18 protein-coding genes and 5 tRNA genes are annotated in these 22,809 nt (G+C 42.7%); 20 read left to right on the plus strand and 3 right to left on the minus strand.

Annotated features, from left to right (window positions below; all coding sequences use genetic code 11):
- Positions 1–4 precede the first annotated feature (4 nt).
- On the plus strand, positions 5–475 hold the full coding sequence (locus GD630_RS17565) for a low molecular weight protein-tyrosine-phosphatase (protein WP_055279277.1): 471 nt from the start codon (positions 5–7) through the stop codon (positions 473–475).
- Here GD630_RS17565 and GD630_RS17570 read toward each other — a convergent pair.
- On the minus strand, positions 450–2,522 hold the full coding sequence (locus GD630_RS17570) for an HD family phosphohydrolase (RefSeq protein WP_143865119.1): 2,073 nt from the start codon (positions 2,520–2,522) through the stop codon (positions 450–452). The genes GD630_RS17565 and GD630_RS17570 overlap by 26 nt on opposite strands.
- Positions 2,523–2,616: 94 nt before the next feature.
- Here GD630_RS17570 and gltX point away from each other — a divergent pair, with 94 nt between their 5' ends.
- Positions 2,617–4,134, plus strand: coding sequence for a glutamate--tRNA ligase (gene gltX, locus GD630_RS17575; protein ID WP_143865118.1), 1,518 nt, complete (start codon positions 2,617–2,619; stop codon positions 4,132–4,134).
- A 13-nt stretch (positions 4,135–4,147) separates the two neighbouring features.
- Positions 4,148–5,371: a 3-deoxy-D-manno-octulosonic acid transferase gene (locus GD630_RS17580; protein WP_143865117.1), complete on the plus strand. Its 1,224-nt coding sequence runs from the start codon at positions 4,148–4,150 to the stop codon at positions 5,369–5,371.
- Positions 5,372–5,452: 81 nt separating this feature from the next.
- Here the strand turns inward: GD630_RS17580 and GD630_RS17585 are convergent, their stop codons facing one another.
- Positions 5,453–5,971 (minus strand): gamma carbonic anhydrase family protein, encoded by a 519-nt coding sequence (locus GD630_RS17585; RefSeq protein WP_143865116.1) that lies wholly within the window; start codon positions 5,969–5,971, stop codon positions 5,453–5,455.
- A 79-nt stretch (positions 5,972–6,050) separates the two neighbouring features.
- Positions 6,051–7,832 (minus strand): aminopeptidase P family protein, encoded by a 1,782-nt coding sequence (locus GD630_RS17590; RefSeq protein ID WP_143865115.1) that lies wholly within the window; start codon positions 7,830–7,832, stop codon positions 6,051–6,053.
- A gap of 188 nt (positions 7,833–8,020) precedes the next feature.
- Here GD630_RS17590 and rpsU point away from each other — a divergent pair, with 188 nt between their 5' ends.
- The 17 genes from rpsU (at position 8,021) to rpoC (ending at position 22,672) form a co-directional block, all read left to right on the plus strand.
- Positions 8,021–8,212, plus strand: a complete 192-nt coding sequence (gene rpsU / locus GD630_RS17595) for a 30S ribosomal protein S21 (protein WP_007755673.1) — start codon at positions 8,021–8,023, stop codon at positions 8,210–8,212.
- Between the two features lie 70 nt (positions 8,213–8,282).
- On the plus strand, positions 8,283–9,164 hold the full coding sequence (xerC, locus tag GD630_RS17600) for a tyrosine recombinase XerC (RefSeq protein WP_143865114.1): 882 nt from the start codon (positions 8,283–8,285) through the stop codon (positions 9,162–9,164).
- Between the two features lie 15 nt (positions 9,165–9,179).
- A complete protein-coding gene (hpf, locus tag GD630_RS17605; protein WP_143865113.1) occupies positions 9,180–9,479 on the plus strand; it encodes a ribosome hibernation-promoting factor, HPF/YfiA family in 300 nt (99 codons plus the stop codon).
- Between the two features lie 97 nt (positions 9,480–9,576).
- Positions 9,577–9,650 (plus strand) — tRNA-Thr (locus GD630_RS17610).
- Between the two features lie 136 nt (positions 9,651–9,786).
- Positions 9,787–9,869: transfer RNA gene (locus tag GD630_RS17615), tRNA-Tyr, on the plus strand.
- Positions 9,870–9,897: 28 nt separating this feature from the next.
- Positions 9,898–9,970: transfer RNA gene (locus GD630_RS17620), tRNA-Gly, on the plus strand.
- A gap of 9 nt (positions 9,971–9,979) precedes the next feature.
- Positions 9,980–10,051, plus strand: a tRNA-Thr gene (locus tag GD630_RS17625).
- A gap of 50 nt (positions 10,052–10,101) precedes the next feature.
- Positions 10,102–11,286: an elongation factor Tu gene (gene tuf / locus GD630_RS17630; protein WP_055279243.1), complete on the plus strand. Its 1,185-nt coding sequence runs from the start codon at positions 10,102–10,104 to the stop codon at positions 11,284–11,286.
- A gap of 53 nt (positions 11,287–11,339) precedes the next feature.
- Positions 11,340–11,412: transfer RNA gene (locus tag GD630_RS17635), tRNA-Trp, on the plus strand.
- 14 nt (positions 11,413–11,426) lie between these two features.
- Positions 11,427–11,618, plus strand: coding sequence for a preprotein translocase subunit SecE (gene secE, locus GD630_RS17640; protein WP_004296363.1), 192 nt, complete (start codon positions 11,427–11,429; stop codon positions 11,616–11,618).
- A gap of 16 nt (positions 11,619–11,634) precedes the next feature.
- Positions 11,635–12,177, plus strand: a complete 543-nt coding sequence (gene nusG / locus GD630_RS17645) for a transcription termination/antitermination protein NusG (protein WP_007755661.1) — start codon at positions 11,635–11,637, stop codon at positions 12,175–12,177.
- Positions 12,178–12,238: 61 nt separating this feature from the next.
- Positions 12,239–12,682, plus strand: a complete 444-nt coding sequence (rplK, locus tag GD630_RS17650; protein WP_007755660.1) for a 50S ribosomal protein L11 — start codon at positions 12,239–12,241, stop codon at positions 12,680–12,682.
- Positions 12,683–12,697: 15 nt separating this feature from the next.
- Complete coding sequence (rplA, locus tag GD630_RS17655) at positions 12,698–13,396, plus strand: 50S ribosomal protein L1 (protein WP_007755659.1); 699 nt, start codon at positions 12,698–12,700, stop codon at positions 13,394–13,396.
- Between the two features lie 15 nt (positions 13,397–13,411).
- Positions 13,412–13,930: a 50S ribosomal protein L10 gene (gene rplJ, locus GD630_RS17660; RefSeq protein ID WP_007763557.1), complete on the plus strand. Its 519-nt coding sequence runs from the start codon at positions 13,412–13,414 to the stop codon at positions 13,928–13,930.
- Positions 13,931–13,976: 46 nt separating this feature from the next.
- Positions 13,977–14,351, plus strand: coding sequence for a 50S ribosomal protein L7/L12 (gene rplL, locus GD630_RS17665; RefSeq protein ID WP_004296358.1), 375 nt, complete (start codon positions 13,977–13,979; stop codon positions 14,349–14,351).
- 104 nt (positions 14,352–14,455) lie between these two features.
- Entirely contained in the window at positions 14,456–18,268 is a 3,813-nt protein-coding gene (gene rpoB, locus GD630_RS17670; protein WP_143865112.1) for a DNA-directed RNA polymerase subunit beta, read from the plus strand.
- A gap of 120 nt (positions 18,269–18,388) precedes the next feature.
- Positions 18,389–22,672 carry a DNA-directed RNA polymerase subunit beta' gene (gene rpoC / locus GD630_RS17675; protein WP_143865111.1) on the plus strand — a complete coding sequence of 1,428 codons (4,284 nt, stop codon included), beginning with the start codon at positions 18,389–18,391 and terminating at the stop codon, positions 22,670–22,672.
- Positions 22,673–22,809 lie beyond the last annotated feature (137 nt).

Genomic DNA, 22,809 nt, shown 5'->3' on the forward strand with positions numbered 1-22,809 from the left:
GAAAATGAAGAAAATATTATTTGTCTGTTTAGGAAATATTTGCCGTAGTTCTACGGCTGAAGGTGTAATGCTTCATTTGATAAAAGAAGCAGGACTGGAGAAAGAGTTTGTGATAGATTCTGCCGGAATCTTGTCTTATCATCAGGGTGAATTACCGGATAGTCGGATGCGTGCTCACGCGGCTCGTCGCGGTTATCAATTGGTACATCGTTCGCGTCCTGTCCGTACGGAAGATTTTTATAATTTTGATCTGATAATCGGTATGGACGACCGGAACATAGATGATCTGAAAGACAAAGCTCCTTCTCCGGAAGAATGGAAGAAGATTCATCGTATGACGGAGTACTGTACTCGTATCCCGGCAGATCATGTCCCCGACCCCTATTATGGAGGGGCTGAGGGCTTTGAATATGTGCTTGACATACTTGAAGACGCTTGTGCGGGGCTGCTTACTTCTTTAACTCAGGATAACTGATCCGGGTGTGATAAGCAATCTTTAGTTTTTCTTTGAATACAGCTTTCACAGTGGCTATATCCTTGAAAGTGATAGGACATTCTTTAAAGTAACCTTCAGTGACTTGGGAATCGATAATCTTGTCGACCAGGTTACTGATTGTCTCCTCTGTATATTCCGGAAGACTACGTGATGCGGCTTCTACAGCGTCTGCCATCATCAGGATGGCTTGCTCTTTGGTGAACGGATTCGGACCGGGATAGGTGAACAGTTCTTCATTCGGTTCTTCGTCCGGGTGCTCGTTCTTCCAGGAAATATAGAAATATTTTGTTTTTCCCCGTCCATGGTGAGTACTGATAAAGTCCTTAATAACCTTAGGCAGATTATGTTTGTCGGCAAGTTTCAATCCATCTGTCACGTGACTGATGACTACTTGTGCACTTTGTTCATAACCTAGATTTTTATGCGGGTTGACTCCTCCTGATTGATTTTCGGTGAAGAAAGCCGGATTCTCCATTTTCCCGATATCATGATACAAAGCTCCGGTACGCACCAACTGACTTTTGGCGCCGATACGGATAGCTGCTTCCGCTGCTAGATTGGCTACCTGCATGGAGTGTTGGAATGTTCCGGGCACAGTCTCGGACATTTGACGCAGTAAGTCGTTATTAATGTTTGAAAGCTCTACCAAAGTAACGTTGGAAGTAAATCCGAACGTCTTTTCCAATAGGAATAATAATGGATAGGCGAACAGCAATAAAATTCCGTTGATAAAGAAATAGGTATACATCCGTATATTCAACTTCGAGAAATCGTTGGCAAGTCCGTTTTCTGTCATCAGTTCAAAAGAGAAATAAACAGCGGCGTAGGTCAGTATGACTAATAATGCCGTTCGGAAAAGCTGTGATCTCTGTGACAGTTCTCTCAAACTGAATATCGCAACCATACCGGCAGCTAGCTGAGTGAGAATGAATTCATGTGGAAAGCGTAGTGATATGGAACAGATTAATATTGTGATGACATGAGTCAGAAACGCAGTTCTCGAATCAAGGAACACACGGATAATAATAGGTAGCATTGCATACGGAATGATATACACATTGAATAGGTTATGTGTCATCATAAAAGCCGTAACAATACTATAAAATACAATCAATGTAAAGAGTAGTGACAGACTGCCCTTTCGCTGATAATAATCTTTTCGGAACAAATCAAGATAGAGCATAAAGCAAAGCATTAACATGCCGACAAACAGAATTTGTCCTCCAAGAATCAGACGGCTTTGTCCCATGGATTCGTTTCGCTTGATGGACTCTTTGCGCAGGGATTCCAAAATATTATAAGTTTCCGGACTGATGATCTCGCCCCGATCGATAATTTTCTGACCACTTACAACCAAGCCGTTTGCCCAAGAATAGTTGTTCAGTACCTCCTCTTTGGCTGTCTGAGTCCGTTGTTCGTCAAAAGTGAGGTTCGGGCTGATATATTCATTCAGCGAACACTGCCGTAGAATTTCCCTGTTGAAGTGAACGGAGTCTGCCGTAAGTAAATATTCGTATGCCTTCTTTACCGTGTAAATTCCTTCGATGGGGTGCGAATTGGCCAACTTGTCATCTATTACCATGATGGCGGATGTGCTATCTTTGTAAAGTTGCTGTATAGCTTCGGTAGATACAATGCCCGCCTGATAAATCTCTTTCAGCGTACGTTCGATGTAGCGTAAATAATCTGTAGAAGGAAGAATCCCTTTCAGGTTCGTATGATAGTTCTCTTTCAGTTTGGCTATCGCCTCCTTCTCGACTTTCTTGTCGAGTTCATAATAGGGCTGGAAGAGAGCCATCAGGCTGTCTTGCTCTCGTTTCACTATCGCTTCATCTTTATAAATAGGAAAATCGAAAGTTGCGATTAACTGTCCGTATTTCCAAGGCTTGTTTATATCAAACTGATAGTTGAACTTGCCGTCGCGCGGTAGGAAATAGACAATCAATGCCACAGTACCTATGAATAGCAGCGATTTATATAACAAATCTTTCCATGAAAAGCTCTTTTTTTTCTTCAAATGTTCCATATCCACTGAAATTTTTGCGAAAAGTACAAAAAAAAACAATAGTGTGGAAAAAAAGGTTTAATTTTGCCGCGATTTACCTATACTAACCCAAATTATGGCAGAAAGAAAAGTAAGAGTTCGTTTTGCTCCGAGTCCTACGGGAGCATTGCACATTGGTGGTGTGCGTACAGCTTTGTATAATTATCTATTTGCGCGTCAACACGGCGGAGACTTAATATTTCGTATTGAGGATACTGATTCTCACCGGTTTGTTCCGGGAGCGGAAGAGTATATCCTCGAATCTTTCAAATGGCTGGGTATCCACTTTGATGAAGGAGTGAGTTTCGGTGGCGAACACGGTCCTTACCGTCAGTCGGAGCGTCGCGATATCTATAAAAAATATGTGCAGGTTCTGTTGGAGAACGGAAAAGCATACATTGCTTTTGATACTCCGGAGGAATTGGATGCCAAACGTGCGGAAATTGCGAACTTCCAGTACGATGCGTCTACGCGCGGCATGATGCGCAATTCATTGACAATGTTGAAAGAAGAAGTAGATGCGCTGATTGCAGAAGGCAAGCAGTATGTTGTCCGTTTCAAGATAGAGCCGAATGAAGATATTCGTGTGAACGACTTGATTCGTGGAGAAGTTATCATCAATTCATCCATTCTTGATGATAAGGTCCTTTACAAATCGGCTGATGAACTGCCTACTTATCATTTGGCGAATATCGTTGACGACCATTTGATGGAAGTTTCTCATGTGATCCGTGGTGAGGAATGGCTGCCTTCCGCACCATTGCATGTGTTGTTGTATCGTGCTTTCGGCTGGGAAGATACAATGCCGGAATTTGCTCACCTGCCTTTGTTGTTGAAACCGGAAGGAAATGGAAAATTGAGCAAACGTGACGGTGACCGTTTGGGATTCCCTGTGTTCCCGTTAGAATGGCACGATCCGAAATCCGGAGAAATATCTTCGGGCTACCGTGAGTCCGGTTATTTGCCGGAAGCGGTAATCAACTTCCTTGCCTTGTTGGGTTGGAATCCGGGTAACGATCAGGAAGTAATGTCGATGGAGGAACTGATAAAGCTGTTTGATCTTCATCGTTGCAGCAAGTCGGGAGCCAAATTTGATTATAAAAAAGGTATATGGTTCAACCATCAATATATACAGCAGAAACCTAATGAAGAAATTGCGGGACTGTTCTTGCCATTTTTGAAAGAACAAGGCGTGGAAGTTCCTTTCGAAAAGGTGGTGACAGTGGTTGGCATGATGAAAGACCGTGTCAGTTTCATTAAAGAATTATGGGGTGTATGTAGCTTCTTCTTCGTAGCCCCTACCGAATATGATGAAAAGACGGTGAAGAAACGCTGGAAAGAGGATTCTGCAAAATGTATGACTGAACTGGCGGAAGTCATTGCCGGTATCGAGGACTTCAGTATCGAAGGACAGGAGAAAGTCGTTATGGACTGGATTGCAGAGAAAGGTTACCATACAGGTAATATCATGAATGCCTTCCGTCTGACATTGGTGGGCGAAGGAAAAGGCCCGCATATGTTCGATATTTCCTGGGTATTGGGTAAAGAAGAAACAATAGCTCGTATCAAACGTGCGGTTGAGGTTTTGAAGTAATCGACATAGTGCTATGCTTTACAACCTGGCAATAGTCATTTATGACTTTATCGTTCATTTGGCCGCACCGTTCAGTCGCAAGCCCCGTAAGATGATGAAGGGGCATTGGGTGGTGTACGAACTTTTGCGCCAGCAGGTGGAAAAGGGGGAACAGTATATCTGGTTCCACGCCGCTTCATTGGGAGAATTTGAGCAGGGGCGTCCGTTGATAGAAATGATTCGGGCAAAATATCCTGCTTATAAGATATTGCTGACTTTCTTTTCTCCTTCGGGCTATGAGGTGCGCAAGCATTATCGGGGAGCGGATATTGTCTGCTACCTGCCGTTTGATAAACCCCGGAATGTGAGGAAGTTCCTTGATATCACTAATCCGTGTATGGCGTTCTTTATCAAATATGAGTTTTGGAAGAATTATCTGGATGAGCTTCACAAGCGCCGGATTCCGGTATATAGTGTGTCGTCTATTTTCCGTCGTGACCAAGTGTTTTTTAAATGGTATGGCGGTACCTATCGCAATGTCCTGAAAGATTTCGACCATCTGTTTGTGCAAAACGAGGCTTCCAAACGTTATTTGTCGAAGATTGGCATTCTCCGTGTAACAGTGGTGGGAGATACCCGTTTCGACAGGGTACTGCAAATACGTGAGGAGGCGAAAGACCTTCCGCTGGTGGAGAAGTTCAAAGGAAACAATGCTTTCACTTTTGTTGCCGGCAGTTCGTGGGGACCGGATGAAGATCTGTTTCTCGAATATTTCAATAATCATCCGGAAATGAAACTGATTATCGCTCCGCATGTGATTGACGAGAATCATCTGGTGGAGATTATTGGTAAGTTGAAACGTCCGTATGTGCGCTATACTCGTGCCGATGAAAAAAATGTATTGAAAGCGGATTGTCTGATTATCGATTGCTTCGGCTTACTGTCTTCCATCTACCGCTACGGAGAGATTGCTTATATTGGTGGCGGTTTTGGTGTTGGTATTCATAATACGCTGGAAGCTGCCGTGTATGGTATCCCTGTCATTTTCGGACCGAAGTATCAGAAATTTATGGAAGCCGTGCAACTGCTGGAAGCGAAAGGTGCTTACTCCATCAAGGATTACGAAGAACTGAAAAGCCTGTTAGACCGTTTCCAGACAGACAAGGACTTTTTAGACGAGACGGGAAAGAATGCCGGATATTATGTGACCAGTAAGTCCGGTGCGACGGAAAAAATCATGAATATGATTAATTTTTGATGTTTCTATAAAAAGATAGCGGGAAACTCTTTCCGAAAAGAGTCTCCCGCTATCTTTTTATAAGTCATCTGTGAAACTGACTTATTCTTCTTTATACCATTGCGAATACATCAAATAATTGTGGGCAATCTTCTCGTTCAATTCCTTTGCCTGCTCCGGGTCTACTTTCTTGATGAACTTGGCAGGTACGCCGCCCCAGATGCTTCCGGGTTCAATCACGGTATTGCTTAATACCAGCGATCCGGCTGCTACGATTGCTCCTTCACCCACTACGGCATGATCTAAAATAGTAGAGCCCATGCCGATTAATGCATAATCTTTGATGGTCGCTCCGTGAATGGTAACATTATGTCCCACAGAAACATGGTCGCCAATTTCAATAGTCGATTTCTGGTATAATGTATGCAAGACACTTCCGTCTTGGATGTTAACGCCATTACCGATTCGTATAGAGTTGACATCTCCCCGTAGCACGGTACTGAACCAGACGCTACAGTCATTTCCTATCTTTACATCTCCTATAATAGTTGCATTGTCTGCGAGAAAACAGTTTTCTCCGATTTCGGGAGTGAATCCGCGTACTGATTTTATTAAAGCCATGGGATTTGTTTGATTTAATAATGTTTTTAGTTGATACTATGTTATGTTGTCCGACACCCGGGTGTCAGACATCTTATCTTTAAATAGAAGTAGTGGCTTCCTGTAACCAAGCTTTTTCTTCTTCGTTAAGATCCGGAGATAGCTTTTCGTAAACAGTCTGATGATAATTATTCAGCCATTCGATTTCCTCCTTTGTCAACATCTCCTTGATGATCCCCTTTTTGCAGATAGGACATAAAGTGATAGTCTCAAATTTAAGATATTCTCCAAACATTCCCTCTCCATCTTTGCAGACTAACGTCAGATTTTCCGTACGTATCCCATGACTGCCTGCCTTATAAACACCGGGTTCGTTGGATGTAACCATGCCGGGCTGGAGAATTACAGGGTTTTCATTCATGCGAATGCTTTGTGGCCCTTCGTGTACACTCAAGAAATGCCCGACACCGTGCCCTGTGCCATGGAGGAAGTTCATTCTGTGATTCCAGATAGGCATACGAGCCAGTACATCGAGTTGCGCACCGCGGGTTCCGGCTGGGAATTTGGCCATAGCCAATGCTATGTGTCCCTTTAATATTAAGGTATAATCCGTCTTTTCCTCTTCCGTCAGTTCGCCTAATGCGATGGTACGAGTGATGTCAGTGGTTCCGTCCAAGTATTGTGCTCCTGAATCTAAGAGTAGGAATCCTTTAGGTTGAAGAGTTACATCGCTTTCCGGTGTTGCCGAATAATGCACGATTGCTCCGTGCTCTTTATATCCTGCAATGGTGTCGAAACTTTCTCCCATGTAGAGAGGTTGTGCTGCCCTGAACTCATGCAATTTTTTATCTATACTTAATTCAGTTTCTTTTCCGGCAGATACAGATTCTTCCAGCCACTTGAGGAATCTGACAAGTGCCACTCCATCCCGTTGCATGGCAGCATGGATGCCGACTATTTCCTGCTCATTGCGAATGGCTTTCAATAATGTGACGGGAGACTCGCCACGAATAATGGAACATTTCGGATGGATGGCCGAGTAAATCGCATAATTCGTTTTCCGTGGATCAATAAGAATATTTTCTCCGTGGAAGGAATTCAGGAATGTCTCTACCTCATCATATTTCTGTATTCCTATTTGTTGTTTCTTTAGATAAGTCTCGACCTCCGGCGTCACTTTTTCCGGTGAAATAAAGTAAGTCACCTCATCCTGTGTAATTAACAGGTAGCTCACTATGACTGGATTGCAATGTACATCGTTTCCTCGTAGATTGAGAGTCCATGCTATTTCGTCCAGTGCAGATATGAATAAAGCGTAGACGCCTTTTTTCTTCAACTCCTCACGGATGGCGGATATTTTTTCTTCGCTGCTTTTTCCTGCATATTTGATATCATAAATAAAGGCTGGAGAGTCAGGTATGGAGGGACGGTCTTTCCAGATGTTTTTTAATGGATCTCCAAATATATCTACCTGTAACTGATGTGCCGCTAGTTCTTCTTTCATTTGTTCTACCTGTTGCACAGAGAACATTTTCCCGTCGATGCTTACGGATTCTCCGGGTTTTAAGTGCCGGCAGAGAAACTCTGTTATGCTTGGAGTTTCCGGCAGCATCTCTTTGTAGAGTGTGATGCCGCTACCTTCCAGCTCTTTCTCTGCCTGAAGGAAGTAACGTGAGTCGGTCCATAATCCCGCTTCGTCCATCAGGATGACCGCTGTTCCTGCAGAACCCGTAAAACCGGAAATCCATTCGCGTGACATCCAGTGGGGAGCCACATACTCACTAAGGTGAGGGTCGGTGCTGGGGATAATGAATGCTTTGATGTAATTGGGATGGAATGTCATGCGCAGAGCATGTACTCGTTCTTTTATATTCTGTTTCATACCTTATTATATTATTATAGACATATAAATGTTTCAAAGGTACTAACTTTCTGTATTTAATGACCTGTTTATGAATAGTTTTTGAGAAATATTTGCCGAAAGTTTTGTGAATAAAGAAAGTATGTGTAATTTTGCGGCGCAATTTGACTGCGGAATTTTTTTAATCATAACATATTAATAGTAACAAAATGATTGTAGTACCTGTAAAAGAAGGCGAAAACATTGAAAAAGCGCTGAAGAAGTTCAAAAGAAAATTTGAGAAAACTGGCATTGTGAAAGAATTGAGAAGCAGACAGCAGTTTGACAAACCGTCTGTAACTAAAAGACTTAAGAAGGAACGTGCAGTTTACGTACAACAACTTCAGCAAATAGAAGATTAATAATTCGTAATTTCCTTTGAATTATTGAATTCTTTTCATACATTCGTTGCACGATTTAGATGTAGCGATTATGTTGATAGAATCTTTTCTTGATTATCTCCGGTATGAGCGGAATTATTCTGATAAAACCGTTCTTGCGTATGGTGAGGATATAAGGCAATTACAGGAGTTTGCTCAGGAAGAGTATGGGAAATTTGATCCGTTGGAGGTCGAGGCTGAACTGATTCGTGAATGGATTGTTTCATTGATGGATAAGGGATATACCTCAACTTCTGTAAATCGCAAGCTAAGTACGCTTCGGACATTTTATAAGTTTCTTTTGAAGAAAGGAGAGGTGACGGTAGATCCATTACGAAAAATAGTGGGACCTAAAAATAAAAAACCGTTGCCGGTATTCCTGAAAGAAAATGAAATGAATAAATTGCTGGATGAGACGGACTTTGGCGAGGGGTTTAAAGGTTGTCGGGATCGATTGATTATTGAAATGTTTTATGCTACCGGCATGAGACTTTCGGAATTGATAGATTTGGATGATAAAGATGTGGATTTCTCAGGATCTTGCCTGAAAGTGACCGGGAAAAGAAACAAGCAGCGGTTGATTCCGTTTGGTGATGAACTGCGGGATTGGATGCTTGGGTATATTGATGTAAGAAACGAAATGATTCCGGAAAGGTCGGAGGCCTTTTTTGTAAGAGAGAACGGCGAACGGCTTTATAAGAATCTGGTCTATAATTTAGTGAAACGGAACCTGTCAAAGGTGGCGACGCTGAAAAAAAAGAGTCCTCACGTGTTGAGGCATACTTTTGCAACCACAATGCTGAATAATAATGCGGAGTTGGGCGCAGTAAAGGAACTTTTGGGTCACGAGAGTATAACAACAACCGAGATCTATACGCATGCCACATTTGAAGAACTTAAAAAAGTGTATAAACAGGCTCATCCAAGAGCCTAAAAAAAGGAGGTAAGTATGGATATTAGAATTCAATCAATTCACTTTGATGCGTCAGAGCAATTGCAGGCATTTATTCAGAAAAAAGTGTCTAAGTTGGAAAAATATTACGAAGATATAAAGAAAGTAGAGGTGTCATTAAAGGTAGTTAAACCGGAAGTTGCTGCAAATAAAGAAGCAGGTATTAAAATACTTGTCCCTAACGGGGAGTTTTATGCCAGCAAAGTGTGTGATACGTTTGAAGAAGCGATTGATTTGGATGTGGAAGCACTCGAAAAACAACTGGTTAAGTACAAGGAAAAACAGCGTAGCAAATAAAAAAATCCCAAATATTTTGCGGGAAAGAAATAAATAACTAAATTTGCAGCCGTTTCGCTCGCGTTAGAACGTGACGGTTGCATTTTTTAGCTAGAACGCCTCTTTAGCTCAGTTGGCCAGAGCACGTGATTTGTAATCTCGGGGTCGTTGGTTCGAATCCGACAAGAGGCTCAAAGAAGTGGAAAGTTGAGAATGGAAAATTGAGAGTTCCATGCGAAATTTGAAACTTCAATTGAAAATAATAAGGAGAACTGAGACGGAAAGAATTCACTCTCAACTTTCAACTCTACATTCTCCACTTGTTTAAGGGCAAATACCAGAGTGGCCAAATGGGGCAGACTGTAAATCTGCTGGCTTACGCCTTCGGTGGTTCGAATCCATCTTTGCCCACGATCAGAGTGACAACTTTGGCAAGAATGCGGAAGTAGCTCAGTTGATAGAGCATTAGCCTTCCAAGCTGAGGGTCGCGGGTTTGAGCCCCGTCTTCCGCTCTTTTTCTTGCTGTTATAGCTCAGTGGTAGAGCACTTCCTTGGTAAGGAAGAGGTCCCGGGTTCAAATCCCGGTAACAGCTCATAAAGATGTAAATGCTGATTATTAATCAAATAAATAACAAGTAAAGCTATGGCTAAAGAGAAATTTGAACGTACCAAACCGCACGTAAACATTGGTACAATCGGTCACGTAGACCACGGTAAGACAACGTTGACAGCTGCTATCACTACAGTGTTGGCAAAGAAAGGTCTTTCTGAGTTGCGTTCTTTCGATTCTATCGACAACGCTCCTGAAGAAAAGGAAAGAGGTATTACTATCAATACTTCACACGTTGAGTACGAAACAGCTAACCGTCACTACGCACACGTTGACTGTCCGGGACACGCCGACTATGTAAAGAACATGGTTACTGGTGCTGCTCAGATGGACGGTGCTATCATCGTTTGTGCTGCAACTGATGGTCCGATGCCTCAGACTCGCGAACATATCTTGTTGGCTCGTCAGGTAAACGTACCTCGTCTGGTTGTATTCTTGAACAAGTGCGATATGGTTGATGATGAAGAAATGTTGGAACTCGTTGAAATGGAAATGAGAGAACTTCTTTCTTTCTATGATTTCGATGGTGACAATACTCCTATCATCCGTGGTTCTGCTCTTGGCGCATTGAATGGCGTTGAAAAGTGGGAAGATAAAGTGATGGAATTGATGGAAGCTGTTGATACTTGGATTCCACTGCCTCCGCGTGATGTTGATAAACCATTCTTGATGCCGGTTGAAGACGTGTTCTCTATCACAGGTCGTGGTACTGTAGCAACAGGTCGTATCGAAACAGGTGTTATCCACGTAGGTGACGAAATCGAAATCCTTGGTTTGGGTGAAGATAAGAAATCAGTTGTAACTGGTGTTGAAATGTTCCGTAAACTGTTGGATCAGGGTGAAGCTGGTGATAACGTAGGTTTGTTGCTTCGTGGTATCGACAAGAACGAAATCAAACGTGGTATGGTTCTTTGTAAACCGGGTCAGATTAAACCGCACTCTAAATTCAAAGCTGAGGTTTATATCTTGAAGAAAGAAGAAGGTGGTCGTCACACTCCGTTCCACAACAAATACCGTCCTCAGTTCTACTTGCGTACTATGGACTGTACAGGTGAAATCACTTTGCCGGAAGGAACTGAAATGGTAATGCCGGGTGATAACGTAACTATCACAGTTGAGTTGATCTACCCTGTAGCATTGAATCCGGGTCTTCGTTTCGCTATCCGCGAAGGTGGACGTACGGTAGGTGCTGGTCAGATTACAGAAATTCTTGACTAATACACAATAATTAATCAGTTCCCGGTTCTTTATCGGGAACTGATTATGTACACACGGGAGTAGCTCAGTTGGTAGAGCACCGGTCTCCAAAACCGGGTGTCGGGAGTTCGAGCCTCTCCTCCCGTGCTAATATTATTGAAATGAAAAAGGTAATAGCTTATATTAAAGAATCTTACGACGAACTTGTTCATAAAGTTTCGTGGCCTACGTATTCTGAACTTGCTAACAGTGCAGTAGTTGTTTTATATGCTTCCCTGCTTATTGCATTGGTAGTATGGGGTATGGATGTCTGTTTCCAGAACTTCATGGAAAAAATTGTTTATCCACATTAAAAATTAGGAATTGAAAATGGCTGAGATTGAGAAGAAATGGTACGTTCTGCGTGCTATTAGCGGAAAAGAAGCTAAGGTTAAGGAATACCTTGAAGCTGACATTAAAAACAGCGACCTTGGTGAATATGTATCTCAGGTATTGATTCCGACTGAAAAAGTTTACCAGGTTCGCAATGGTAAGAAAATTGTGAAGGAAAGAAGTTATCTTCCTGGCTACGTTTTGGTGGAGGCTGCTTTGGTTGGTGAGGTTTCTCATCACTTGCGCAATACTCCGAATGTGATAGGCTTTTTAGGCGGCTCCGAGAAACCGGTGCCTCTCAGACAATCAGAAGTGAATCGTATACTTGGTACAGTGGACGAATTGCAGGAAACGGGTGAAGAACTCAATATTCCGTACGTGGTTGGTGAAACTGTTAAAGTTACTTTTGGTCCTTTCAGCGGATTCAGTGGTATCATTGAAGAGGTGAATAGCGAAAAAAAGAAACTAAAGGTCATGGTAAAGATATTCGGGCGTAAAACACCGCTTGAATTGGGCTTTATGCAAGTGGAAAAGGAATAACACGGAATTGTTACGCTGTTGTTGTTCTTCGTTTAATGTTTATATATAAATCAATAAAAAAATGGCTAAAGAAGTTGCTGGACTAATCAAATTACAGATTAAAGGAGGCGCTGCAAATCCATCACCTCCCGTTGGACCTGCTTTGGGTTCTAAGGGTATCAATATCATGGAATTTTGCAAGCAATTCAATGCCAGAACCCAAGACAAGGCAGGTAAGATTTTACCTGTTATCATTACTTACTACGCAGATAAGTCTTTCGATTTTGTAATCAAGACTCCTCCCGTTGCCATTCAGTTGCTTGAAATGGCTAAGGTAAAGAGTGGTTCTGCTGAGCCTAACCGTAAGAAAGTTGCCGAGCTTACTTGGGAACAGGTTCGTACGATTGCTCAGGACAAAATGGTTGACTTGAACTGTTTTACTGTGGAAGCTGCCATGAGAATGGTTGCAGGTACAGCTAGAAGTATGGGTATCGCTGTAAAAGGGGAGTTCCCGGTTAATAACTAATAAACTTCAATTGTAATGGGTAAACTGACAAAAAATCAAAAGTTAGCTGCAGAAAAGATTGAAGCAGGGAAAGCATACTCACTGAAAGAGGCTGCATCTTTGGTAAAGGAAATCACTTTTTCCAAATTTGATGCTTCATTGGATATTGATGTACGTTTAGGTGTTGATCCACGTAAAGCTAACCAGATGGTGAGAGGTGTTGTTTCACTTCCTCATGGTACTGGTAAACAAGTACGTGTGTTGGTACTTTGTACACCGGATGCTGAAGCTGCTGCAAAAGAAGCTGGTGCTGACTATGTTGGTCTTGACGAATATATTGAAAAGATCAAAGGTGGATGGACTGATATTGATGTGATTATCACTATGCCATCTATCATGGGTAAAATTGGTGCACTCGGTCGTGTACTTGGTCCTCGTGGATTGATGCCGAACCCGAAGAGTGGTACTGTAACTATGGATGTTGCTAAAGCTGTAAAAGAAGTAAAACAAGGTAAGATTGACTTTAAAGTTGATAAGAGCGGTATCGTTCATACTTCTATCGGTAAGGTATCATTCAGTCCTGATCAGATTCGCGACAATGCGAAGGAGTTCATCTCTACACTGAACAAGCTGAAACCGACCGCAGCAAAGGGTACATATATTAAGAGTATTTATCTTTCTAGTACAATGAGTGCGGGTATCAAAATCGACCCGAAATCAGTGGATGAAATCTAATAAAACAGAGAAATAATGAGAAAGGAAGATAAAAGTACGATTATAGAGCAAATTGCTGCTACAGTAAAGGAATATGGTCACTTCTATTTGGTAGACGTTACAGCGATGGACGCTACTGCTACAAGCGCACTGAGAAGAGATTGTTTTAAATCAGACATCAAATTGATGGTGGTTAAAAACACCTTGCTTCACAAAGCACTTGAAAGCCTGGAAGAAGACTTTTCACCTCTTTACGATTCTTTGAAGGGTACTACTGCTGTTATGTTTTGCAACACTGCAAACGTTCCTGCAAAACTTATCAAGGATAAAGCGAAAGACGGTATTCCCGGACTGAAAGCTGCATATGCAGAAGAAAGCTTCTACATTGGTGCAGATCAATTGGATGCTCTCGTTGCAATCAAGAGTAAGAATGAAGTTATCGCCGATATCGTTGCACTGTTGCAATCTCCGGCCAAGAATGTTATTTCTGCTCTTCAATCAGGTGGTAACACCCTTCACGGAGTTCTCAAGACTCTTGGTGAGAGACCCGAATAATTTTCAAAAACAACAAAGTATTTAAACAATTAAAATCATACAAAAAATGGCAGATTTGAAAGCTTTTGCAGAACAATTAGTTAACTTGACAGTAAAAGAAGTTAATGAACTTGCAACTATCCTTAAAGAAGAATACGGTATTGAACCTGCTGCTGCAGCTGTAGCTGTTGCTGCTGGTCCTGCAGCTGGTGCTGCTGCCGCAGAAGAAAAAACTTCTTTCGACGTAGTATTGAAGAGCGCTGGTGCAGCTAAACTTCAAGTAGTTAAGGCCGTTAAGGAAGCTTGTGGTCTTGGTTTGAAAGAAGCTAAAGACTTGGTAGACGGTGCTCCTAGCACAGTTAAAGAAGGTTTGGCTAAAGACGAAGCAGAATCATTGAAGAAAACATTGGAAGAAGCTGGAGCTGAAGTTGAACTTAAATAACATTGGCCTGGTAATCAGGTAATTCGGTTAGGAATCCTTCGCAAGAGGATTCTTAACCTTTTTGTGTATATATTTCAAATTAAGTTCTCCAAATTCATTAATAGATGTCTTCAAATACTGTAAATCAAAGAGTTAATTTTGCTTCGACTAAGAATCCGCTCGAATATCCGGATTTCCTGGAAGTACAATTGAAGTCATTCCAAGACTTTCTACAATTAGATACCCCGCCCGAAAAACGTAAGAATGAGGGATTGTATAAAGTATTTGCTGAAAACTTCCCTATTGCCGATACTAGAAACAATTTTGTTCTTGAGTTTCTGGATTATTATATTGATCCGCCGCGTTATACCATCGATGATTGTATAGAGCGTGGGCTCACTTATAGTGTTCCTTTGAAAGCGAAACTTAAACTTTACTGTACCGATCCTGATCACGAGGATTTTGATACAGTGATTCAGGACGTATTCCTCGGCCCTATTCCTTATATGACTGATAAGGCTACTTTCGTTATCAACGGCGCCGAACGAGTAGTTGTATCGCAGCTTCACCGTTCTCCGGGTGTGTTCTTCGGTCAGAGCGTACATGCCAATGGTACGAAACTTTATTCGGCTCGTATTATTCCGTTTAAGGGTTCGTGGATCGAGTTTGCTACTGACATCAATAATGTGATGTACGCATACATCGACCGTAAGAAGAAATTGCCGGTAACTACTTTGTTACGTGCGATTGGCTTCGAGAATGACAAAGATATCCTTGAGATTTTCAACCTTGCGGAGGACGTGAAGGTTAACAAGACAAATCTGAAGAAAGTGCTGGGCCGTAAACTGGCTGCACGTGTCTTGAAAACATGGATTGAAGATTTCGTTGATGAAGATACCGGTGAAGTGGTTTCTATCGAACGTAACGAAGTTATTATCGACCGTGAAACCGTACTGGAAGAGGAGCATATTGATGAAATTCTTGAATCGGGAGTTCAGAACATTCTGTTGCATAAGGATGAGCCGAACCAGTCCGATTATTCTATCATATATAATACATTGCAGAAGGACCCGAGTAACTCGGAAAAAGAGGCTGTGTTGTATATCTACCGTCAGTTGCGTAATGCCGATCCGGCTGATGATGCAAGTGCACGTGAAGTTATCAACAACCTGTTCTTCTCGGAAAAACGATATGACCTTGGTGATGTAGGTCGTTACAGAATCAATAAGAAATTGAATCTGACGACTGATATGGATGTGCGTGTCCTCACTAAGGAAGATATTATTGAAATCATTAAGTATCTGATTGAGTTGATTAACTCAAAGGCAGATGTAGATGATATTGACCACTTGAGTAACCGTCGTGTGCGTACAGTAGGCGAACAGCTTTCCAACCAGTTTGCCGTTGGTTTGGCTCGTATGTCCCGTACGATTCGTGAACGTATGAACGTTCGTGATAATGAGGTGTTTACTCCGATTGATTTGATTAACGCGAAGACTATTTCTTCTGTAATCAATTCATTCTTCGGAACGAACGCACTGTCTCAGTTTATGGACCAGACAAACCCATTGGCTGAAATTACGAATAAACGCCGTATGTCTGCGTTAGGTCCCGGTGGTCTTTCCCGTGAACGTGCCGGATTTGAGGTTCGTGACGTTCACTACACACATTATGGTCGTCTTTGTCCGATCGAGACTCCTGAAGGTCCGAACATCGGTCTGATATCTTCATTGTGTGTATTCGCTAAGATTAATGATCTTGGATTCATTGAGACTCCTTACCGTAAGGTAGAAAATGGAAAAGTGGATCTTTCTGAAAACGGTCTGGTTTATCTGACGGCCGAAGAAGAAGAAGAAAAGATTATTGCACAAGGTAATGCTCCGTTGAATGACGACGGTACATTTGTGCGTAATAAAGTTAAATCTCGTCAGGATGCTGACTTCCCGGTTGTTGAACCGTCTGAAGTTAACCTGATGGATGTATCTCCTCAGCAGATTGCCTCTATTGCCGCTTCATTGATTCCGTTCTTGGAACATGATGATGCTAACCGTGCATTGATGGGATCTAACATGATGCGCCAGGCAGTTCCTTTGTTGAGAAGTGAAGCGCCGATTGTAGGTACAGGTATCGAACGTCAGTTGGTAAGAGACTCCCGTACGCAGATTACTGCAGAAGGAGATGGTGTTGTTGACTACGTGGATGCTACTACTATTCGTATTTTGTATGACCGTACGGAAGACGAAGAGTTCGTAAGCTTCGAACCTGCTTTGAAGGAATATAGAATACCTAAGTTCCGCAAGACTAACCAGAATATGACGATTGACTTGCGTCCGATCTGCGACAAGGGACAACGGGTGAAGAAGGGTGATATCTTGACCGAAGGTTATTCTACAGAAAAGGGTGAACTGGCATTGGGTAAGAACCTGTTGGTGGCTTATATGCCTTGGAAGGGATATAACTATGAGGATGCTATCGTATTGAACGAGCGCGTTGTACGTGAAGACCTATTGACTTCAGTTCACGTAGAAGAATATTCTCTCGAAGTTCGTGAAACGAAACGTGGTATGGAAGAATTGACTTCCGATATCCCGAACGTCAGTGAAGAGGCAACTAAGGACTTGGACGAAAACGGTATCGTAAGAATCGGTGCCCGTATCGAGCCGGGTGATATCATGATCGGTAAGATTACTCCGAAAGGTGAATCTGATCCTTCTCCTGAAGAAAAACTGCTTCGTGCGATCTTTGGTGATAAGGCCGGTGATGTGAAGGACGCTTCTTTGAAGGCATCTCCTTCTCTGAAAGGTGTTGTTATCGATAAGAAATTGTTCTCACGTGTGATCAAGAACCGTAGCTCTAAGTTGGCGGACAAGGCACTGTTGCCTAAGATTGATGATGAGTTTGAATCTAAGGTTGCAGACTTGAAACGTATTCTAGTTAAGAAACTGATGACTTTGACAGAAGGCAAGGTTTCTCAGGGCGTGAAAGACTACTTGGGTGCGGAAGTGATTGCTAAGGGAGCGAAGTTCAGTGCATCTGATTTTGATTCACTTGACTTTACTTCTATCCAGTTGAGTAACTGGACCAGTGATGAGCATGCTAACGGTATGATTCGTGACCTGGTGATGAATTTCATCAAGAAATATAAAGAACTGGATGCGGAACTGAAGCGTAAGAAGTTTGCTATTACCATTGGTGATGAGCTTCCTGCCGGTATTATCCAGATGGCAAAAGTATATATTGCTAAGAAACGTAAGATCGGCGTGGGTGATAAGATGGCAGGTCGTCACGGTAACAAGGGTATTGTATCTCGTGTCGTTCGTCAGGAAGATATGCCGTTCTTGGCAGATGGTACTCCGGTCGACATTGTATTGAATCCGTTGGGTGTGCCTTCTCGTATGAATATCGGTCAGATTTTTGAAGCTGTACTTGGACGTGCCGGAAAGACATTAGGTGTGAAATTTGCTACTCCTATCTTCGACGGTGCTACAATGGAGGATCTGAACGAATGGACAGACAAAGCAGGACTGCCGCGTTACTGTAAAACGTATCTTTGTGACGGTGGTACAGGTGAGCAATTTGACCAGCCGGCAACTGTAGGTGTAACTTATATGTTGAAGTTGGGCCACATGGTTGAAGACAAGATGCATGCTCGTTCTATCGGTCCGTACTCATTGATTACTCAGCAACCTCTTGGTGGTAAAGCACAGTTCGGTGGTCAGCGTTTCGGAGAAATGGAGGTTTGGGCACTCGAAGGTTTTGGCGCTGCTCATATCCTGCAGGAAATCCTTACTATCAAGTCTGATGACGTGGTAGGACGTTCGAAAGCTTATGAAGCAATTGTGAAAGGTGAACCGATGCCGCAACCTGGTATTCCGGAATCCTTGAACGTATTGTTGCACGAGTTGAGAGGATTAGGTTTGAGTATCAACTTGGAATAATTAATAAATTGGGAATTGAAAATTGAGAACTGGAAATGGAGAGTTTTTAGTTTTCAGTTTTCATTCTTCGGTTTCTTAATTTTTAATTTTTAATTTTCCATTTTCAATTAAATATAGAGTATGGCTTTTAGAAAAGAAAATAAGACGAAAAGTAATTTCTCGAAGATCTCAATTGGTCTGGCTTCTCCGGAAGAAATCCTTGAGAATTCGAGTGGTGAAGTTTTGAAGCCTGAAACCATTAATTACCGTACGTACAAACCCGAACGTGATGGCTTGTTCTGCGAGCGCATTTTCGGTCCTATCAAGGATTATGAATGTCATTGCGGTAAATACAAGCGTATCCGTTATAAAGGTATCGTCTGCGACCGTTGTGGTGTGGAAGTTACTGAAAAGAAAGTACGCCGTGAACGTATGGGACATATCCAGTTGGTTGTGCCGGTGGCTCATATCTGGTATTTCCGTTCGCTCCCTAATAAAATCGGTTATTTGCTCGGATTGCCGACAAAGAAACTGGATTCGATTATATACTACGAACGTTACGTTGTTATTCAGCCGGGTGTAAAAGCTGAAGACGGTGTAGCTGAATATGATTTGCTTTCTGAAGAAGAATATCTGGATATCCTGGATACACTTCCAAAAGACAATCAATATCTTGAAGACAATGATCCGAACAAATTCGTTGCAAAGATGGGTGCTGAAGCTATCTATGATTTGCTGGCCCGTTTGGATCTGGATGCTTTGTCTTACGAATTGCGTCACCGTGCAGGTAACGATGCTTCACAGCAACGCAAGAATGAAGCTTTGAAACGTCTTCAGGTAGTAGAATCGTTCCGTGCATCACGTGGACGCAACAAACCGGAATGGATGATTGTACGTATCGTACCGGTTATCCCGCCCGAACTTCGTCCGTTGGTTCCGTTGGATGGTGGCCGTTTTGCTACCTCTGACTTGAACGACCTTTATCGTCGTGTGATTATCCGTAATAACCGTCTGAAACGACTGATCGAAATCAAGGCTCCGGAAGTGATCTTGCGTAATGAAAAACGTATGCTTCAGGAATCTGTAGATTCTTTGTTCGATAATTCACGTAAGTCAAGTGCTGTGAAGACAGACGCCAACCGTCCGTTGAAGTCATTGTCTGACAGCTTGAAAGGTAAACAAGGACGTTTCCGTCAGAACTTGCTGGGTAAGCGTGTTGACTACTCTGCCCGTTCGGTAATCGTCGTTGGTCCGGAATTGAAGATGGGTGAATGCGGTATCCCTAAATTGATGGCTGCCGAATTGTACAAGCCGTTTATTATCCGTAAACTTATCGAGCGCGGTATCGTTAAGACTGTGAAGTCTGCCAAGAAGATCGTTGACCGCAAGGAACCGGTGATCTGGGATATTCTGGAACACGTAATGAAGGGACATCCGGTACTGTTGAACCGTGCTCCGACATTGCACCGTCTGGGTATTCAGGCTTTCCAGCCTAAGATGATCGAAGGTAAAGCTATCCAGTTGCACCCGTTGGCATGTACGGCATTCAACGCCGACTTTGACGGTGACCAGATGGCAGTTCACTTGCCTTTGAGTAACGAAGCAATTCTGGAAGCGCAAATGTTGATGCTTCAATCACACAATATATTGAACCCGGCAAACGGTGCGCCTATTACTGTGCCTGCGCAGGATATGGTTCTTGGTTTGTACTATATTACTAAGTTGCGTGCCGGTGCGAAAGGTGAAGGTTTGACATTCTACGGACCGGAAGAGGCGTTGATCGCTTACAATGAAGGTAAGGTAGATATTCATGCTCCGGTGAAAGTTATCGTGAAAGACGTTGATGAAAATGGTAACATTGTAGACGTAATGCGCGAAACTTCGGTAGGACGTGTGATTGTTAATGAAATCGTTCCGCCTGAAGCCGGTTATATCAATACAATCATCTCTAAGAAATCTCTTCGTGATATTATTAGTGATGTAATCAAGGTATGTGGTGTGGCTAAGGCTGCCGACTTCCTGGATGGAATCAAGAACTTGGGTTATCAGATGGCGTTCAAGGGTGGTTTGTCATTCAACTTGGGTGATATTATCATTCCGGAGGAAAAAGAAACCTTGGTACAGAAAGGTTACGACGAAGTGGAACAAGTCGTAAACAACTATAACATGGGTTTCATTACCAACAACGAACGTTACAACCAGGTGATCGATATCTGGACACATGTAAACTCCGAGTTGTCTAATATCCTGATGAAGACTATTTCTTCGGATGACCAGGGATTCAACTCTGTATATATGATGCTTGATTCCGGTGCCCGTGGTTCTAAAGAACAGATTCGTCAGTTGTCAGGTATGCGTGGTTTGATGGCAAAACCCCAGAAAGCAGGTGCAGAAGGTGGTCAGATCATCGAGAACCCAATCTTGTCGAACTTTAAAGAAGGACTTTCGGTGTTGGAGTACTTTATCTCTACCCACGGTGCTCGTAAAGGTTTGGCGGATACAGCTTTGAAGACTGCCGATGCCGGTTATCTGACTCGTCGTCTGGTGGACGTATCACACGATGTGATTATTACAGAAGAAGACTGCGGTACACTTCGCGGATTGGTTTGTACAGACCTTAAGAATAACGATGAAGTTATTGCTACTCTGTACGAACGTATCTTGGGACGTGTTTCCGTACATGATATTATTCATCCTACAACAGGAGAACTGCTTGTTGCCGGTGGTGAGGAAATCACAGAAGAGATTGCCAAGAAGATTCAGGATTCTCCGATCGAGAGTGTTGAAATCCGCTCGGTACTGACTTGTGAGGCTAAGAAGGGTGTTTGTGCTAAATGTTACGGACGTAACCTGGCTACGAGCCGCATGGTTCAGAAGGGTGAGGCTGTCGGTGTAATCGCTGCTCAGTCTATCGGTGAGCCGGGTACACAGTTGACATTGCGTACATTCCACGCCGGTGGTACTGCCGCCAATATCGCTGCCAATGCAAGTATCGTTGCTAAAAACAATGCACGTCTTGAATTTGAAGAGTTGCGTACGGTAGATATTGTAGACGAGATGGGTGAATCTGCAAAAGTGGTAGTAGGTCGTTTGGCTGAAGTTCGTTTTGTAGACGTAAATACCGGTATCGTTCTTTCTACTCATAACGTTCCTTACGGTTCAACGCTGTATGTAGGCGATGGTGAATTGGTAGAAAAAGGCAAGATGATTGCTAAGTGGGACCCGTTCAACGCTGTAATCATTACTGAAGCAACCGGTAAGATTGAATTTGAGGGCGTAATAGAAAACGTTACTTATAAGGTTGAATCGGATGAAGCTACAGGTCTTCGTGAAATTATTATTATTGAATCCAAAGATAAGACAAAAGTACCTTCGGCTCATATCTTGACAGAAGACGGTGATCTGATTCGTACTTATAACTTGCCGGTAGGTGGTCACGTGATCATCGAAAATGGTCAGAAAGTGAAGGCTGGTGAGGTTATCGTGAAGATTCCGCGTGCCGTAGGTAAGGCGGGTGATATCACGGGTGGTCTTCCTCGTGTTACTGAATTGTTTGAAGCTCGTAACCCGTCCAATCCTGCTGTCGTTTCTGAAATCGACGGTGAGGTGACAATGGGTAAGATCAAGCGTGGTAACCGTGAGATTATCGTAACTTCTAAGACTGGTGAGGTTAAGAAATATTTGGTAGCATTGTCTAAGCAGATCCTTGTACAGGAAAATGACTATGTACGTGCAGGTACTCCGTTGTCTGACGGTGCTATTACTCCGGCGGATATCTTGGCTATCAAAGGTCCTACGGCTGTACAGGAATATATCGTGAATGAAGTTCAGGATGTATACCGTCTGCAGGGTGTGAAGATCAATGATAAGCATTTTGAGATTATCGTGCGTCAGATGATGCGTAAGGTACAGATTGACGAACCGGGTGATACTCGTTTCTTGGAACAACAGGTTGTAGATAAGCTTGAGTTCATGGAGGAAAACGATCGTATCTGGGGTAAGAAAGTCGTGGTTGATGCAGGTGATTCTCAAAATATGCAAGCCGGTCAGATTGTGACTGCCCGTAAGTTGCGTGATGAGAATAGTATGCTGAAACGTCGTGACTTGAAACCTGTTGAGGTTCGTGATGCGGTAGCCGCAACTTCTACTCAGATTCTTCAAGGTATTACACGTGCTGCTTTGCAGACTTCAAGCTTTATGTCGGCTGCTTCCTTCCAGGAAACAACGAAGGTATTGAATGAGGCTGCTATTAACGGCAAGGTTGATAAACTGGAGGGTATGAAAGAGAACGTTATTTGCGGTCACTTGATTCCGGCAGGTACAGGCCAGCGTGAATTTGAAAAACTTATTGTTGGTTCAAAAGAAGAGTATGACCGTATCTTGGCTAATAAGAAAACAGTACTCGACTACAATGAAGTAGAATAATACAATTCAATTGACTAGATAAAGGAGGAGCGATTGCCTGATGAGGTAGTTGCTCCTTTTTTTGATCTTGAAGGTAATTGGTTGTGGAGGGAAACTTATCAGATAGTCTGATTGTACATAGAGTTTTTTTCATTACT

This window comes from Bacteroides zhangwenhongii, assembly GCF_009193325.2.
In the GTDB taxonomy this organism is placed as follows: Bacteria; Bacteroidota; Bacteroidia; order Bacteroidales; family Bacteroidaceae; genus Bacteroides; species Bacteroides zhangwenhongii.